Raw genomic sequence first — 16,950 nt, 5'->3', positions numbered from 1 at the left:
CAAGTTATTTGATAGCTCTATATATTTTGGTTTTCATCTAAATATGATTGTTTCTTCTTCGTAAGTATAGTTTACTTCAGCATCAGTAGTAAAGCCATCGTAAGCAATAATTTCTAAGGTTCCGGAAAAACTGTCATCAGTTTCAGAATAACTGTAAATACCAATATGTTGGTAGATGCGAACATTTGTCATGTAAATTATTTCTAGATTTAAAATGTCGCCATCAAAACTATACTGAGAGTATGTTTGTGCATTTTCTTCAGTAAATTCAATAGTGTTGTCTGTTAAAAATTGAAACTCATAGGCATTTCCACAGCCGGAAGAATCTTCCTCTGTACAGGTGCCAGTTTCATATCTTTGAAAATACCATATTCCGTCTAAAACATTTGTTTCTTCTGTTTGAGTAGTGTCGTCAGATGAACATGATAATAGTAAAAAAGTAATAATAAAACCAAATAGAACTTTACTCATTTTATAACTTTTAATGGTTGAGTTTTAAAATTTATAACGATAATTTTATAGTAAAATTGTAATGTCTTTTGGTTAAATAATATTGGTAATTTTAAGTTTGGGTCTAATTTAATTTAGTTAATTCTCTAGTCCATTTTAATTTGCCTTTTTTGCTATAACTTTCTGTTTTTACAATGCCAACTCCCTTTACATACCACTCAATACCTGAACCTCTTATTTTAAGAATACTCATTGTAAATACATAGTCGAAAGAAACTTTGTAAGCATTAAATTCGTAGTCATTTATTGTAAAATTTTCTTCTTGTAAAACTTTCCTGTTTCTTACTTCCATATTGGCAAAAGAAACCCCAGAAGTATCATCACCACCACCCATTTTTAAATCAATTGTAGCATCTTTTAATTCATAACCTTCTTTAATATCATCAGGGAATTCTACAAAATCACCCTCAGCTTTAAGTTCTAAAGTGCTTTCTTGATTATCATTCTGGTGTGATAAATAATCAGACAAGCTAACATAAAAATCACCATTTACACACCTAAGTATTTGTGTATTAGTAGCCGAATCGTTTTTCTTATTTTTTGTAGTAGTGTCAATAGTAATAAGCATTTCACCATTTTCTGTTGTAACAGATTTTACGGTGTAATTATCAACCGATTTTACTTTGCCTTTTTTATTGTAATTGGTGTATTCTAAAGTAGTGCCTTGTTTATAAGGAGAAATTGCTTCACAATTTTGAGAAATTATTCCCTGAATTGAAAAACCTAATATTAGTATTAATAATTTAATTTTCATGACTTTGAGTGTTTATAGTCCAAAGTTATGTTAAAAAAAAGATTTTGTTGGTAAAAATCTCATTTTCAAAAATATACAAAATGTAAAATAGATAGTTTCAGTATGGGCAATTTTTGGTTTATCGGTTATAGTAAGAATACTAAAACAGCGATTGCAATAGTAAAACATGTAATACTGCCATAAAAAATTATTTCTCTTTTAAATTCTTTTTTGGCATCTTCTTTAATTTCTAAAGTGATAATTTCTAATTCTTCCGGACTAACTTTTTTAAATTTTGTTTTGCGAGTATTAGAAATTGTGAAGCTATTTTTCTTCTCAGAGCGTTTATTTTTGAATTGATCTCTATTAAATTTTATGCTTTTAAATGCATGCAACATCTGTCCTGCTCCACTCATAATATTATAGTCTATATACCATGGGTCGTAATTTTGTGTAAAATGTTACAATAAAGTAAATAATTAACATTAAATGTCAATATTATAACAATCTAATAAAGAAGTTCATTAAGTTTACAACATTATGTGCTAAAGTTGGTAAAATTAAATTACCAGAGAACTTTCGTAATACACCTAAGCTTAAAGAGGTTACTAGTGTTAAATAAATAATGGTCACATAGTCAACCATAAAATTCATGTTTTTGGTTAAGATTACTCCGTGAATCATTGCGAATAAAAAAGTAACGATTATAAAACCCCAGCCAAAGGCAACACCTTTAATTTTCTTTTTAGGAACAAAAGCTTTGCTTAAAATCCATAATAATATACCTCTAAAAACAATTTCTTCAGTTAAGCCAGGAGTTGTGGCTTGAAATAGAAACGATTGTAAATCAAATTGACCGCCTTTTGGGTAGATATTCATTTTAAAAATAAAATCAAAAACTAGAAATACTAAAAAGAATAACACTCCAATTACTACCGTTTTTTTAGTAAATTTGGTTGTGAAACCCATAGCTTCTCTAATTTCTTTTTTATGATAAAGTATAAATATTAGCGCAATAATAAAGCTTAAGTAATTACCACTCCAATTACCTTTTAGTCCCATAAAATCAAGTTTTATATACTCATACCCTAAAATTCTGGCATAGCAGTCTACTAAAAAATAAGCTCCGAAAAGTAAAATATATTTAAAGTTGGTTTCTTTTGAAGTAAAATACGCAATAATTAAAAGAGGAATACTAATAGCTAGCCAAATTAATGGCGTAAGTAATGACATAAAAGATATTTTGTTGGTTGTTCTTTTAAGACGAAGTAATGTGTTTTTTGTTACTTAAAATTTTAAAAAAAATGTGTTAGTCTAATGATGTTATTTTAAAATGCTTAAATCTATATTAATTAATATAACGATCTGCCCAATTAGCAATCATTTTACCAACATAAATGGAGTCGTTCTTATTTGTAAGCATGTGTGTAGCGCCATCTAGTGAAATAAAACTTTTTGGATGCCATGCAGCTTTATAGATTTGTGCTGCGTTTTCAATACCAACGGTAGCGTCTTGTGGGGAATGAAAAACTAGCAACGGCAATTTTAATTCCTTTAAAGTTTTGGTCATATTTTGCTCGTTAATGTCATTCAAAAATTGTTTCTGTATTTTAAATTCACGACCACCAATTTCTAAAACAGCTTCACCTTTTGCATTAATCTCATCAATACCAGATTTTAGTAAATGTGATACATGCTTAGGGTTTGATGGAGCGCCTATAGTTGAAAGAGCTTCAATACTTGGTATTTGTTTTGCAGCAAAAATAACAGCGGCACCACCAAGAGAGTGACCTATTAAAATGGAAGGAGCAACAAAGTTAGATTTTAAAAAAGTAGCGGCTGCAATTAAGTCGTCAACATTAGATGAGAAGTTGGTATCAGCAAAATCACCTTCACTTTCACCTAAACCCGTAAAATCAAAACTCAAAACAGCAATACCACTTTTGTTTAATATTCTAATGATATTTCTAATAGCAGTTAAGTTTTTGTTGCAAGTAAAACAATGCGCAAAAATGGCATAACTTTTAGGTGTTTCTTCGGGGAACTCAATTCTTGCTGCTAATTGTTGCCCACGGTTGTTTTTAAAAGTTATTTTTTGGTTTTTCATCTTGCTAATTTTTTATGATTTTACAACAACTTATTTGTTGGTCGTTAGTATCGTAAGAAACTCACAAAATAAAAATTATTTAGTTATTTATAATACAGATTAAAACAATTTAAGTTAAGCTTATTTTACGAAGCAACTGAAAATGTAGAGGTTTGTAATATGTTTTTTCATTCAATTCAATAATTTAGATTACAAATCTTCCTAGTAAATTTTTATTGTTTAAATCGATAATATCATTATAATTAAAGTGCTTATTGTACGTAAATAATTTTAGATTGGTATCACGCTTACCTTTACCGAGGTAGTAAATTGATATGATAAACATTTTGTAAATAGTCGTAAAGTTTAAAACAAAAAAACAGGAGCATGAAAATTCAAACTCCTGTTTTATAATTTTTTGTTGCATTATTTACAACAAACCAGCACGTTCTAATAAAGGTTCTATTTTTGGTTCAGCACCTCTGAACTTTTTGTACAATTCCATAGGGTTTTCAGTACCACCTTTTGAAAGCACAAAGTCTTTAAACTTTGTAGCAACTTCTTTATTAAAAATTCCTTTTTCTTTAAAGTAAGCAAATGCATCAGCATCTAAAACTTCTGCCCATTTATAACTGTAGTATCCTGAAGAATAACCACCTTGAAAAATATGTGAGAATGATGTACTCATACATGTTTCTGGAGTGTCAGGATATAAATTAGTGCCAGCAAAAGCTTTTTCCTCATACGTTTTTACATCATTAACCGCAGTAGGGTCAGTTCCGTGCCAAGACATATCTAATAGTCCAAAACTTAATTGACGTAAGGTTTGCATGCCTTCTTGAAAAGTGGCAGAATCTTTTATTTTTTGTACCAATTCCATCGGAATAACTTCTCCAGTTTTATAATGCGTAGCAAAAAGCGAAAGTGCTTCTTTTTGGTAACACCAGTTTTCTAATACTTGACTTGGTAATTCAACAAAATCCCAATATACTGAAGTCCCCGATAAACCTGGGTAAACAGTATTTGCAAGTATGCCGTGTAAGCCATGACCAAATTCATGAAATAATGTAGTTACCTCATTGAATGTTAATAATGATGGTTTGCTTTCAGTCGGTTTAGTAAAATTACATACGTTTGATATATGCGGACGTACATTTTCACCTTCCAATACAAATTGCGATTTAAAAGAGGTCATCCAGGCGCCACCACGTTTGCCTGATCTTGGGTGAAAATCGGCATAAAATAAAGCGATAAAGTTTTTTGCAGCATCGTAAATACGGTATGTTTTTACATCTTCATGATACTTATCTACATCAAAAACTTCTTCAAACTGTAAATCGAATAATTTTTCTGCTACTTTAAATACACCTGCAATTACATTTTCTAATTTAAAATATGGTTTTAGTTTTTCATCATCTAAATCAAACAATTTCTGTTTTAATTTTTCAGAATAATAAGCGCTATCCCATTTTTCAAGTCGGTCAATACCATCTAATTCTTTAGCAAAATCTTCTAGTTGCTTAAATTCGTTTTGTGCAGCAGGTTTTGCTTTTTCAAGCAATTCATTTAAAAACTCGTGCACTTTTTCTGGTGTTTGTGCCATACGCTCTTCCAATACAAAATGTGCGTGCGTTTTATAGCCTAAAAGGTTAGCACGCTCAAAACGTAATTTTGCAATTTCAAGAACATTGTTTTGGTTGTCTAGCTCATCGTTATGAAAAGCTTTGCTACCAAAAGCTAATGATAGTTGTTTACGCAACGCTCTATTAGTAGCGTATTTCATAAAAGGAATATAGCTAGGGTAATCTAAAGTTACCAACCAGCCACTTTTATCTTTTGCTTTTGCCATTTGAGCGGCAGCTTCTTTTTCACCTTCAGGTAAGCCATCTAAATCAGCCTCATCGGTAATATGTAACTCAAACTTATTAGTTTCAGCCAATACATTCTCTCCAAATTTTAAACTTAGTTTAGAGAGTTGTGCATCAATCTCACGTAAACGTACCTTTTTATCTTCCGGTAAATTAGCTCCATTGCGGCTGAAACCTTTATATTTTTTATCTAACAGCGTTTGTTCTTCAATAGTAAGCGTTAAACTATCTTTTTGATCGTAAACTGCTTTTACTCTTTTAAACAAAGCTTCATTTAATGTAATGTCATTTCCAAATTCTGATAATAGCGGAGAAGCTTCTTGTGCAATTTTCTGAATCTCTTCATTTGTTTCTGCGGAATTTAGATTGAAAAAAACACTAGATACACGGTCTAATTGATAACCAGAGTAGTCAAGTGCTGCAATAGTATTTTCAAAAGTTGGAGTTTCCGTATTGTTTGTAATAGCATCTATTTCGGCACGTGCATCAGCAATTGCTTGCGTAATGGCAGGCATAAAATGCTCATTCTTTATTTCTGAAAATGGGGCAGTATCAAATGGGGATAATAATGGATTCATAATGTATGAATGTCTAAATGTTATTAATTATTAAAATAGAAGAGTTGTAGTGAATTTTAGTATCACTATTTACCGTTCACAGATTTTGCACCTTCGATAACTTTAGCTTTTAACCCTTCTTTATAAAGTATAATTTTATCTAAAACACACTTATCGCTTGCGCCAATAATTTGAGCCGCTAATATACCTGCATTTTTAGCTCCGTTTAAGGCAACAGTAGCTACAGGTACACCACCAGGCATTTGTAAAATAGACAAAACAGAATCCCAACCATCAATAGAGTTACTGCTTTTTACAGGAACACCAATTACAGGTAGTGGAGACATTGATGCTACCATACCTGGTAAATGCGCAGCGCCGCCAGCACCAGCAATAATTGCTTTATACCCACTAATGTGAGCATTTTTACTAAAATCGAAAAGTTTTTCTGGTGTACGGTGAGCAGAAACTATATCTACATCAACCTCAATATCAAAACCTTTTAATATATCAATTGCATCTTGCATTACAGGAAGGTCACTTGTGCTTCCCATTACCACGGCTACTTTACTCATGTTTTTTTATTTACTAATAACTTTAATCGTTTCTTTTACTTGTTGCGCAATACTACGGGCAACGCTAATATCTTTATTTACAATAGTTACATGTCCCATTTTACGAAAAGGACGTGTTTGTTTTTTACCATAAATATGTGGTGTAACACCTTCAAGGCGCATAATATTTTCCATATTCTCATAAACAACACCACCAGTATAACCTTCGGCACCAACTAAGTTTACCATAATACCCGCAACTTTACTTGCGGTACTACCTAAAGGCATGTCTAAAATGGCTCTAATGTGTTGTTCAAATTGGTTGGTATAGCTAGCCTCTATACTATAATGACCGCTATTGTGTGGACGAGGAGCTACTTCATTTATTAAAATTTCATCATCAATAGTTTGAAACATTTCAACAGCCAGAATACCAATATGATTCATTTTTTCTGATACTTTTAATGCAATATCATTAGCCTTTTTTGCAACAGAAGCATCAATGCGTGCAGGACAAATAACATATTCTACTTGGTTTGCTTCTGGGTGAAATTCCATTTCAACTACTGGGTATGTAACAACATCACCACTTGGATTACGTACTACAATTACAGCCAATTCATTTTTAAATGGTATCATTTTTTCAGCAATACATTCACCATCAGGCAAACCTTCTAAATCAGCTAAAGAACGAACCACTTTTACGCCTTGTCCGTCATAACCAAATTGAGCCGCTTTCCACACAAAAGGGAATTCTAACCCGCCATTTTCAATACTATCTTTAATTTCACTAGCATAAGCAAAACGAGAAAATGGAGCTGTGGGAATGTCATTATCCACATAAAACAATTTTTGAGTTGCTTTATTTTGAATAGTTTTTAGTGTTTTTGTTGGTGGATATACTTTTAAACCTTCACCTTCAAGCTTTTCTAAAGCGTCAAGGTTTACGTTTTCTATTTCAATAGTTAAAACATCAACCTTTTTTCCGAAGTTATATACGTCATCAAAATTCATTAGATCACCTAAAATAAACTCGTCACATGCAATTTTTGAAGGTGCATCGGTAGATTTTTCAAGTACTTTAGTTTGTATATCAAACTTTCGAGTTTCATACAGTAACATTTTTCCTAATTGTCCGCCTCCAAGTATTCCGAGTTTAAAATCTGATGAAAAATAGTTTTTTGTATTGTGATGAGACATAGTATTCTAGTATGTAATTATGCTTTAAATACAAAAATACACCGAATTCTTAAAACCAACTTATCTTAGTTACAAAAAGAGAAATCAAAAACGCTATATTTGTCACTTCAAAAAAAATAACGGTGATAAAGCTACACGACAAATATTTCAAACCTTATTTAAGTCAAGCGCAAATACAAGCAGCAGTTAAAAAAGTTGCCACTGAAGTTGCGAAGGATTACAAAGATGAAACACCAATATTTGTTGGGGTTTTAAATGGCTCATTTATGTTTGTGGCCGATTTATTAAAAGAGTACGAACACCCTTGTGAAGTTTCTTTTGTAAAATTGAGCTCGTATAGCGGTTTAACATCAACAGGTATTGTAGAAACTTTATTAGATGTACCTGAAGATGTAATTGAAGGTAGAAGCGTTATTATTTTAGAAGATATTATTGACACAGGCCGTACATTAAAAGAATTAATACATCTATTCTCTAATACAAATGTAAAAGAGTTTAAAATTGCAACATTATTCCATAAGCCAGAAGTTTATAATGGCGAGTACAAAATAGATTATATAGGAATGGATATTCCGAATAAATTTATTGTAGGTTACGGTTTAGATTACAACGAATTAGGAAGAAATTTAAAAGAAGTTTATCAATTAAACATAAATACTATGATTAATCTTGTGATTTTCGGAAAACCAGGTGCTGGCAAGGGCACACAAGCGGAGTTTTTAAAGTCGGCTTACAATTTAAAGCATATTTCTACAGGAGATGTTTTTCGATATAATATTAAGAATGGAACAGAATTAGGCACTTTAGCAAAATCATTTATTGATAAAGGAGAGCTTGTACCTGATGAGGTTACTATAAAAATGTTACAAGACGAGGTTGAGAAAAATGCAGATGCAAGCGGTTTTATTTTTGATGGTTTCCCAAGAACTACTGCGCAAGCAGAAGCTTTGGATACTTTTTTAGAATCTAAAGACATGAAAATAGATGCAACCATTGCATTAGAAGCTAATGATGAGGTTTTGATTCAGCGTTTGTTAGAACGTGGTAAAGTAAGCGGAAGATCAGACGATCAAGATGAAGCTAAAATACGTAACCGTTTTGATGAGTATAATGAAAAAACAGCTCCGTTAATTACGTATTACGAAGGTAAAGACAAATTTTACAGCGTAAATGGTATTGGCGAAATAGCTGAGATTACAGAAAGAATAAAGACTGTTATTGATAAACTATAACAATCAATAAACAGTAGCAAGTAGTACCAATAATAGATACACATGACGGAAGGTAATTTTGTAGATTATGTAAAGATAAATTTAGAATCGGGTAATGGCGGAAAAGGATCTGTGCATTTACACCGCGAAAAATTTATTACCAAAGGTGGCCCTGATGGTGGTGATGGTGGCCGTGGTGGTCATGTTATTATTAGAGGTAGTAAAGATTTATGGACACTGTTGACCTATAAATTTAAACGTAGTTTTAGAGCAGGTCACGGTGGGCATGGAGCTAAGAGCAGAAGCTCTGGTTCTGATGGTGAAGATGTGTATTTAGAAGTGCCATTAGGTACTGTTATAAAAGATGCAGATACAGAAGAAGTACTTATGGAAATCACCTATGATGGTGAAGAAAAAGTAATACTACCTGGTGGTTTAGGTGGTCGTGGTAATTGGCACTTTAAAACATCAACAAACCAAACCCCTAGATATGCGCAACCAGGAATTCCTGGTGGTGAATTGTCTATAATTATGGAGCTAAAACTACTTGCCGATGTAGGTTTAGTGGGTTTCCCTAATGCAGGTAAGTCTACTTTATTATCTGTTTTAACTACAGCAAAACCTAAAATTGCTGATTATGAGTTTACAACCTTAAAACCTAATTTAGGAATTGTAAAATATCGTGAGTTTCAGAGTTTTGTAATGGCTGATATTCCCGGTATTATTGAAGGTGCAGCGGAAGGTAAAGGCTTAGGTTATTACTTTTTAAGACATATTGAGCGTAATTCTACCTTATTGTTTTTAATTCCTGCTGATAGTAAGGATATTAAGAAAGAGTATGAGATTCTTTTAGATGAGTTACGACGTTACAATCCTGAAATGCTTGATAAAGAGCGTTTGCTAGTGATATCAAAAAGTGACATGCTTGATGATGAACTAAAAGAGGAAATGAAAACTGAACTTGATAAAGATTTAAAAGGAGTACCTTATTTGTTTATATCATCTGTTGCGCAATTAGGACTTACCGAATTGAAAGATAAGCTGTGGAGCATGTTAAATGATTAACGTTGTGTTAATTATATATTCTAATTTTTTATTTTTTTATAGTTTTACTTTAAATTATATTAAGTAATGAAAAAGTTAGTTGCCTTTTTATCAGTTGTTTTTTTGATGTCTTGTAGTGCTGTTCGTGTAAATTACGATTATGATAGCACTACAAATTATTCAAATTATAGTACATATGGCTATTACCCTGACATGCAAACAGGTTTATCGGAATTTGATACCAATCGTATTATTGCAGCGGTAGATGCTACAATGCAAATAAAAGGTATACGATTTTCTGAAGAGCCAGATTTTTATATTAATATTATTAGTGATGCTTACAGAACACCACAAAACAGTACAGTAGGTGTTGGTTTAGGTGGCGGAGGCCGTAATCTTGGTGGCGGAATTTCTATAGGTTTACCATTAGGACAATCTGGTGAAGAACGTCAAATTAGTTTTGATTTGGTTGATAGTCACAAAGAATCTTTATTTTGGCAGGCAACAAGTACTAGTAATTATAACGAAAACGCTTCACCTGAAGCTAAAGAGAAGAAATTGCAAGAGATTGTTAATAAAGTATTTGAGAAATATCCACCTAAAAGTTAAGATAATATTAAATTTGCTAGAATTTAAAAAATATTAAAATCCAAATTTTAATATCGGTCGTATATAATTAACCCCTCAACCAAATTTTATTACCTACAAATTATGTTACAATGGCTAATGTGTTAAGCTATAGTAAATTGAAATGAAGAAAGCTGCTGAATTTTATTTAGACAAAAATAAAATTGAAATATTTAATTCCTTAATAGGGGGGAAACAACGTGTGTTGTTAAATGGTAATACAGTATCAGAAAAGCGTTCTTTTTTGAACCCAGAGCATTATTTAACTATTCACGGAGAGAATTATTACATCCAATTAAAAAGACGTTTTTTTAGTTTTAAAAAAGAAGATTTGAAAATTCTTAAAAATAGCTTACCTATTAGTTTAGATTATAGAAAAGGACAAAATGTAACAAGTATTTTTGTACTTGTAATCGTTTTAGGTTTATCCTTAGGTTTTATGGTAGGTTTAAAATTATATGAGATTATATGGCATATATCCATGTAATCAATTTGTAGTAAAATGTTAAGAGCGAGTCAATTGACTCGCTTTTTTTATGCGTTGTGTTTTCATACTACAGTAAAATTCAATTCATCATTTATTGATTCCCGTTCGGTAATCATATTTTACCGTTGGTCATAAAATCATTTTAAAACCCTAATAGTTATTTTAAGTTTGTCATGTAATCAATCATCAATAATTAAAAAATAAACATCATGAGAAAATCAATCTTTACATTCGGACTTATTATTAGTATGACAGTTGCAAACGTTGCAAATGCAAATGTTACACCAACAAAGGAAATAGCTAAAAAAATTGAAACCACGAGTATTAAAAATGTAGCTCCTTTAAGTATAGCAGTTGCCAAAAACGATGTTGCAACGGTTAAGAAATTTATCGAGTTCGGATCAAACTTAGAAGTAAAATCTGTCGCAAACGGAATGACACCTTTAATGTATGCAGCACGTTATAATAATGTAGAATTATTAAAAGTGTTAATAGCAAATGGCGCAGATGATAAAGCAAAATCTAAAATAGGATATACAGCTTTAGATTATGCAAAATTATCAGGAGCAAATGATGCTACCGCATACTTGAGTATGTAAAATATATTTCATCAATCAATCATTATAAAGCGGGTCTACAGACTCGCTTTTTTTATGCGTTATGTTTTTATAAAAGGATGATTTTCAACTCATCAATTATGCTCTCCCGTTCAGTATTGAAATTTTACCGTTGGTCATATTATAGTTTCAAAACCTTGATAATCAGTATATCTTTACAGTGTAATTAATAATCAATCATCAATAATTAAAAAATAAACATCATGAGAAAATCAATCTTTACATTCGGACTTATTATTAGTATGACAGTAGCAAACGTTGCAAATGCAAATGTTACACCAACAAAGGAAGTAGCTAAAAAAATTGAAACCACGAGTATTAAAAATGTAGCTCCTTTAAGTATAGCAGTTGCCAAAAACGATGTTGCAACGGTTAAGAAATTTATCGAGTTCGGATCAAACTTAGAAGTAAAATCTGCAGCAAACGGAATGACACCTTTAATGTATGCAGCACGTTATAATAATGTGGAGTTATTAAAAGTGTTAATAGCAAATGGCGCAGATGATAAAGCAAAATCTAAAATAGGATATACAGCTTTAGATTATGCAAAATTATCAGGAGCAAATGATGCTACAGCATACTTGAGTATGTAAAATATATTTCATCAATCAATCTTATAAAAGCGAGTCTAAAGACTCGCTTTTTTTGTGTCTAAAAATTAAATTTAGATGATGAGAATTAAAACTGCTGTATATGTATTTCCGTTCAGTATTGAAATTTTACCGTTGGTCATATATTGATTTAAAAAGGATAATTAGCTCTTTATATTTATCATATAATCAAAAAAAAAGAAGTCATGGCACTATTAAAAAGTAAATATGTTATTAAGTCTAAACAAATACCGTATGTAATAATTGGAGGCGTTTTGGCTTCTGCATTACTATTTGTAATCGGCTATTACGTTGGAAAGCTATTATTTCAATTAGGATTTTAAAATAAAGAACAAAAAATAATAACCACTAAACCAGTAAAATTATGAAATATATAAGTTATAATGTAGACAATAATTGCATTGAATTCTACAGGCGTCTTTATTTTAAACCGAATAAATTTGTCTAAAACCGTTCACTAATTCAATTTTACCGTTTAGCATATTACACGGTTATGCATGTAAATTTTTAAATAGCTTTAAAAAATAATTCTAAACAAAAAAAGACCATCATGATTGTACTCGTCAAAATCATTATAGAAATTGTAATCAATGTTATAATCCAATAATATTTAGTTATTTTTAAAAACTAAATACTTACTAGCCCTTTTACCATACAAACCAAATAATGCAAAAATTTATTTCTAAAAATTTATTTTGGATTCTTCAATTAATAGGTTGGCTTTCTTTTTCGGGCTTTATAGGGTTGGTAGCTAAAAAACATATGCCATTAGCAGACCTTTTAATTATTGCATTAGTGTATACCTCAACTCTTTTGTGTCTCAGTTCTTTATTACGATTAGCCCTAAATAAGTTTGCGCCATTAGATACTTTTAATTTTATCAGCGTATTAAAAGTATTAGGTTTTATAGTTATTGTCATATTATTAATTCCTGAGGTGTTATATTGGTTAGGTTATATATTTGGAAGAATATCTAGAATTTTAGAAATAGACCTTGATGTTGATGATCTACCAGCGAAAGACCCAATAGGATTCTTTAAATATTTAATACATGGTATTATATTAATTGGTTGGACTATCTTCTTTTACATTATTAAGTTACTTCGGAAATCAAATCAAGAACGTCTAAAGCGTTTAAGACTTAAAGATGAGTTGAAACAAGCACAAATAAATACTTTAAAAGGTCATTTAAACCCTCAATTTGTATTTACATCATTAAATAATATCAAAGGCTTAATGCTAGAAGATGTTACAGCTTCAAGAGAAATGTTAACTACATTATCAGAAATGCTACGCTATTCATTAACTAAAAACAATATCAATTTTGTAAAACTTGAAGAAGAGTTAACCATAATTGAAAATTATATTAAACTTTTAAAAATAGCGGATAAAGATAGATTTAGTGTTCAATTAGCAATTGCACCAGAAACGTTATTTTTAGAAGTACCTCCAATGCTATTATCAAACCTTATAGAATTAGCGACAAAATTTGGTGTTTTAAATATGGAGCAAAATGGAGAATTAGAGATAGTTACTCATTTAAAAAATAATACACTACAGCTAAGAGTAATTCACAACGGGAAAGCCACTCACAGTAAAGATCGTTTGGTATTAGAAAATAAAATTAAGCAACGACTAAAGCTTATTTACGGGGCTAAGGCTAAATTTATGAGTAATTATGAGATAAATAAAAACACATTGTGGTTGGCGTTACCAATAACTGATTCAAATTAATATGGAGTTAAAAAAAACATATAAAGAGCTTCTTTTTTGGGTTTTGCAATTTGTTGCATGGACCATGATTGGTGCTGTTGGTTTTGTGATACCAGAATTAAGTCCCACATACAAATGGTTTTCTTTTATACTATCAGTTGCTATTAGTATTGGTATAACAAGTGCTTATCGTTTTTATTTAAAAAGAAATATAGATATAAATAATTTCACCAAAACTAGCTTTGTAAAGCTAATGTTGGCCTTTATTTTTTGTGTTGTTTTATTTTATCAAGCTTCTGTTTTGGCGGATAAAATTTATGATTTGTTTTATACTAAAACAGAAGAAGAAATAGCTTGGATTAAAGCTAACGTATCTTTTGTACAAAACTTTATTAGTTGTACTATAACAATCTTAATCTGGACATGTATTTATTTAGGTGTCAAATTTATTTTGGCAGTAAACAAAAATAGAGCAGAAAGTTTAGCGTTAAGTGCTACTTTAAAAGAAGCACAGTTAAATACATTAAAAGGGCAGGTGAATCCGCATTTTATGTTTAATAGCTTAAACAATATTAGAGGATTAATGCTTGAAGATGTTGACAAATCCCGTGAAATGATTACTAAGCTTTCTGATATGTTGCAATATGCATTATCAAAAAACACGGTAGATTTAATTGTGTTGCAAGAAGAAATAGAAATGGTCGATAATTATATTGCCCTAGCTAAAATTCAAATGGAAGATCGCTTGGTGTATGAAAAAAAGATAGCAGCAGAGACACTGTCTATTTCTATTCCACCAATGATTATTCAGTTGTTAGTTGAGAATGCCGCGAAACACGGTATTTCAAATCTTAAAAATGGAGGAACTATAGTTTTAGAAACATTATTTAATAATAATGAACTGCAAGTAATTGTAACCAATACGGGTAAATTGAGCATCAGTAAAAATTCTACTAAATTAGGACTTAAAAATATTAGACAAAGATTACGATTAGTATACGGACCAAAAGCTTCATTCTCTTTAGAAGAAATTAATGAAGAGGTGGTTGCAACAATTAAAATACCAATGGCATGAGCAAAATAAAAACAGTTATTGTTGAAGATTCTCGTTTGGCAAGAAACGAAATTAAAGAGCTTTTAAAACAACATTCAGAACTTGAATTGGTTGGTGAAGCGGCCAATGTAGATGAAGGTTTTGAATTAATAAATAATACAAAACCCGATTTATTATTGTTGGATATAAACATGCCCGAAAAAGATGGTTTTGAGCTTTTAGAAATGCTTGATGAAGTACCAATTACAGTTTTCACCACTGCTTTTGATGAGTATGCCATTAAATCATTTGAGTACAATGCTTTAGATTATCTTTTAAAACCGATAAATGATAAACGTTTTGCACAAGCTATTGATAAAGTAAAAATTAAGTTAGATGGAGCTGTTGATGCAGTTTCAGATTCACAAAGATTAACAGAAAGCAGTCAGATTTTTATAAAAGATGGAGAAAAATGCTGGCTAGTAAAAATTGGTGATATTGCTTTAATTGAGATTGTGGGTAATTATTCTCGAGTATATTTTCAAGATCAAAAGCCTATGCTTTACAAATCATTAAATCAAGTAGAAGAGAAGTTGCCTATTGAGAACTTCTTTAGAGTAAACAGGCAACAAATGATTAATATGAATCATATTAAAGAAGTGATTCCGTGGTTTAGTGGAAAGCTAAAACTTAAAATGAATAATGGGGAAGAGGTAGAAGTGTCTCGTAGGCAGTCTTATATATTTAAAGATCGTATGAGTTTATAATGCTTTAAGTTCATTTTTTATTTGCATCCTATTTATTGAAAATGTTGTTGAAATACTATCAATATAATTAAGTAAAACGATAGCTTTTTTACTAAGGCTATTTTTTTCAAAATCCTGACCTAGCATAGTGAAGTCAGGATTTTGAATAATTTCATAGAGTAATGTGGCTAACTTTTCAAGATGTACTTCATCGTAAGTTGATAATTTAGTGATGAATTCATGATCATTACTAGTTGAAATTTCATGAAGACTTAGCTTAAAAACTTCCTTTAAAGCATCATTAACTTTATCAATGGTTTTCTGGCCTTCATTTGGTTCAGTAACCTTAGTTGTATCAATTAAGCCGGTTAAAAACAAACTTAATTTTTCAAACTCACGCTTTATAAAATCTTTCTCAATGCCCATTTATAGTATTATTTAACTCTATCAGGCCATGAATTTGGCATTTCACCACTGAAACCCATTTTTGGTAAGGCATCAATACTACTCATTTCATCTTCTGTCAATTCAAAATCAAAAATTTCTAAATTTTCAATAATACGTTTTGGTGTGGTAGATTTTGGTATAGCAATTACATTATGCTGTATCACCCATCGTAAACACACTTGCGCAACAGATTTGTTATGTTTTGTAGCGATCGAAGTAAGTACTTCATTATCAAAAACTACTGCTTTGCCCAAGGGAGACCAGGCTTCAATAACAATATTTTGTTTTTGACAATATTCCGTCAATTCTTGTTGCCAATAACCTGGGTGAAATTCTATTTGATTTACGGATGGTGTTACTTTAGCTGTTTTTAATAAGGCTTCTAAATGTTCTTGAAAAAAATTACTTACCCCAATAGATTTAATTTTTCCTTCAGCTTGTAATTCTTCCATAGCACGCCAACTATCAGCATTAGCTTGTTGCCAGTTGTCATAATTTTTAGCATTTGCTGGCCAGTGAATCAAGTATAAATCTATATAATCAACAGCTAATCTTTCTAAAGATTTTTCAAGTTCTATTTTGGTTTCTTCGTAGCTTAAACATTCGCGCCATAACTTAGTGGTTATAAAAAGTTCTTCTCTATCGATGCCACTTTTTTTAATTCCTTTACCTACAGCTTCTTCATTGCCGTAAATAGATGCAGTATCAATTAAAGTGTATCCATTTTTTATTGCTGTAGCAACAGCATCTACTCCGTCTTGTTCTTTCGCTTTATAAGTACCGAAACCAACAATAGGTAGTTTTCTTCCATCATTTAAGAGTATTTCTTTCATTTTTTTAAATTTTGAGTTCTTAAATTTGGTTTTAGTAGTCAATTAAATTGAAATCTAAAGTTACTAAACAATA

The 16,950-nt window shown here is 30.8% G+C and carries 20 protein-coding genes; 10 read left to right on the top strand and 10 right to left on the bottom strand.

Annotation, left to right across the window (positions count from 1 at the left end; translation table 11 throughout):
* Positions 1-33: 33 nt before the first annotated feature.
* The 8 genes from KO500_RS11865 to KO500_RS11830 form a co-directional block, all read right to left on the bottom strand.
* Positions 34-471 (bottom strand): hypothetical protein, encoded by a 438-nt coding sequence (locus KO500_RS11865; RefSeq protein ID WP_215956760.1) that lies wholly within the window; start codon positions 469-471, stop codon positions 34-36.
* A 103-nt stretch (positions 472-574) separates the two neighbouring features.
* Positions 575-1,264: a TapB family protein gene (locus KO500_RS11860; RefSeq protein ID WP_215956759.1), complete on the bottom strand. Its 690-nt coding sequence runs from the start codon at positions 1,262-1,264 to the stop codon at positions 575-577.
* A 125-nt stretch (positions 1,265-1,389) separates the two neighbouring features.
* Entirely contained in the window at positions 1,390-1,659 is a 270-nt protein-coding gene (locus KO500_RS11855) for a hypothetical protein (protein ID WP_215956758.1), read from the bottom strand.
* Between the two features lie 82 nt (positions 1,660-1,741).
* Positions 1,742-2,476 (bottom strand): CPBP family intramembrane glutamic endopeptidase, encoded by a 735-nt coding sequence (locus tag KO500_RS11850; protein WP_215956757.1) that lies wholly within the window; start codon positions 2,474-2,476, stop codon positions 1,742-1,744.
* Between the two features lie 115 nt (positions 2,477-2,591).
* Positions 2,592-3,350 (bottom strand): alpha/beta hydrolase family protein, encoded by a 759-nt coding sequence (locus tag KO500_RS11845; protein WP_215956756.1) that lies wholly within the window; start codon positions 3,348-3,350, stop codon positions 2,592-2,594.
* Positions 3,351-3,759: 409 nt separating this feature from the next.
* Positions 3,760-5,775 (bottom strand): M3 family metallopeptidase, encoded by a 2,016-nt coding sequence (locus KO500_RS11840; RefSeq protein WP_215956755.1) that lies wholly within the window; start codon positions 5,773-5,775, stop codon positions 3,760-3,762.
* Positions 5,776-5,840: 65 nt separating this feature from the next.
* Positions 5,841-6,329 carry a 5-(carboxyamino)imidazole ribonucleotide mutase gene (gene purE, locus KO500_RS11835; RefSeq protein WP_215956754.1) on the bottom strand — a complete coding sequence of 163 codons (489 nt, stop codon included), beginning with the start codon at positions 6,327-6,329 and terminating at the stop codon, positions 5,841-5,843.
* A gap of 6 nt (positions 6,330-6,335) precedes the next feature.
* Positions 6,336-7,508 carry a 5-(carboxyamino)imidazole ribonucleotide synthase gene (locus KO500_RS11830; RefSeq protein ID WP_215956753.1) on the bottom strand — a complete coding sequence of 391 codons (1,173 nt, stop codon included), beginning with the start codon at positions 7,506-7,508 and terminating at the stop codon, positions 6,336-6,338.
* 122 nt (positions 7,509-7,630) lie between these two features.
* Between KO500_RS11830 and KO500_RS11825 the strand changes: the two genes are divergently transcribed.
* From KO500_RS11825 to KO500_RS11780, 10 genes are all read left to right on the top strand, one after another.
* The gene (locus KO500_RS11825) at positions 7,631-8,740 is read left to right on the top strand and encodes an adenylate kinase (RefSeq protein WP_215956752.1); all 1,110 of its coding nucleotides are present in this window, start codon (positions 7,631-7,633) and stop codon (positions 8,738-8,740) included.
* A gap of 42 nt (positions 8,741-8,782) precedes the next feature.
* Entirely contained in the window at positions 8,783-9,784 is a 1,002-nt protein-coding gene (obgE, locus tag KO500_RS11820) for a GTPase ObgE (protein WP_215956751.1), read from the top strand.
* Positions 9,785-9,850: 66 nt separating this feature from the next.
* The gene (locus KO500_RS11815) at positions 9,851-10,372 is read left to right on the top strand and encodes a DUF4136 domain-containing protein (protein ID WP_215956750.1); all 522 of its coding nucleotides are present in this window, start codon (positions 9,851-9,853) and stop codon (positions 10,370-10,372) included.
* 142 nt (positions 10,373-10,514) lie between these two features.
* On the top strand, positions 10,515-10,877 hold the full coding sequence (locus KO500_RS11810) for a hypothetical protein (protein ID WP_215956749.1): 363 nt from the start codon (positions 10,515-10,517) through the stop codon (positions 10,875-10,877).
* 209 nt (positions 10,878-11,086) lie between these two features.
* Positions 11,087-11,476 carry an ankyrin repeat domain-containing protein gene (locus KO500_RS11805; RefSeq protein WP_215956748.1) on the top strand — a complete coding sequence of 130 codons (390 nt, stop codon included), beginning with the start codon at positions 11,087-11,089 and terminating at the stop codon, positions 11,474-11,476.
* Between the two features lie 221 nt (positions 11,477-11,697).
* Positions 11,698-12,087, top strand: coding sequence for an ankyrin repeat domain-containing protein (locus tag KO500_RS11800; RefSeq protein WP_215956747.1), 390 nt, complete (start codon positions 11,698-11,700; stop codon positions 12,085-12,087).
* Between the two features lie 203 nt (positions 12,088-12,290).
* Positions 12,291-12,428, top strand: coding sequence for a hypothetical protein (locus tag KO500_RS11795; protein ID WP_215956746.1), 138 nt, complete (start codon positions 12,291-12,293; stop codon positions 12,426-12,428).
* A gap of 343 nt (positions 12,429-12,771) precedes the next feature.
* Positions 12,772-13,839 carry a sensor histidine kinase gene (locus tag KO500_RS11790; protein WP_215956745.1) on the top strand — a complete coding sequence of 356 codons (1,068 nt, stop codon included), beginning with the start codon at positions 12,772-12,774 and terminating at the stop codon, positions 13,837-13,839.
* 1 nt (position 13,840) lies between these two features.
* On the top strand, positions 13,841-14,893 hold the full coding sequence (locus KO500_RS11785) for a sensor histidine kinase (protein WP_215956744.1): 1,053 nt from the start codon (positions 13,841-13,843) through the stop codon (positions 14,891-14,893).
* Positions 14,890-15,618 carry a LytR/AlgR family response regulator transcription factor gene (locus KO500_RS11780; protein WP_215956743.1) on the top strand — a complete coding sequence of 243 codons (729 nt, stop codon included), beginning with the start codon at positions 14,890-14,892 and terminating at the stop codon, positions 15,616-15,618. Before KO500_RS11785 ends, KO500_RS11780 begins: the two co-directional genes overlap by 4 nt.
* On the opposite strand, the gene KO500_RS11775 is transcribed toward KO500_RS11780, so the two are convergent.
* Both KO500_RS11775 and KO500_RS11770 read right to left on the bottom strand, forming a co-directional pair.
* Positions 15,613-16,023, bottom strand: a complete 411-nt coding sequence (locus KO500_RS11775; RefSeq protein WP_215956742.1) for a hypothetical protein — start codon at positions 16,021-16,023, stop codon at positions 15,613-15,615. The two genes, KO500_RS11780 and KO500_RS11775, sit on opposite strands and share 6 nt — an antisense overlap.
* Before the next feature lie 8 nt (positions 16,024-16,031).
* Positions 16,032-16,877, bottom strand: a complete 846-nt coding sequence (locus KO500_RS11770) for an aldo/keto reductase (RefSeq protein WP_215956741.1) — start codon at positions 16,875-16,877, stop codon at positions 16,032-16,034.
* Between the last annotated feature and the right edge of the window lie 73 nt (positions 16,878-16,950).

The organism is Cellulophaga baltica (assembly GCF_018861125.1).
Classification (GTDB): domain Bacteria; phylum Bacteroidota; class Bacteroidia; order Flavobacteriales; family Flavobacteriaceae; genus Cellulophaga; species Cellulophaga baltica_A.
Note: the sequence above shows the minus strand (reverse complement) of the source record. Positions and strands in the feature narration are given on the sequence as shown.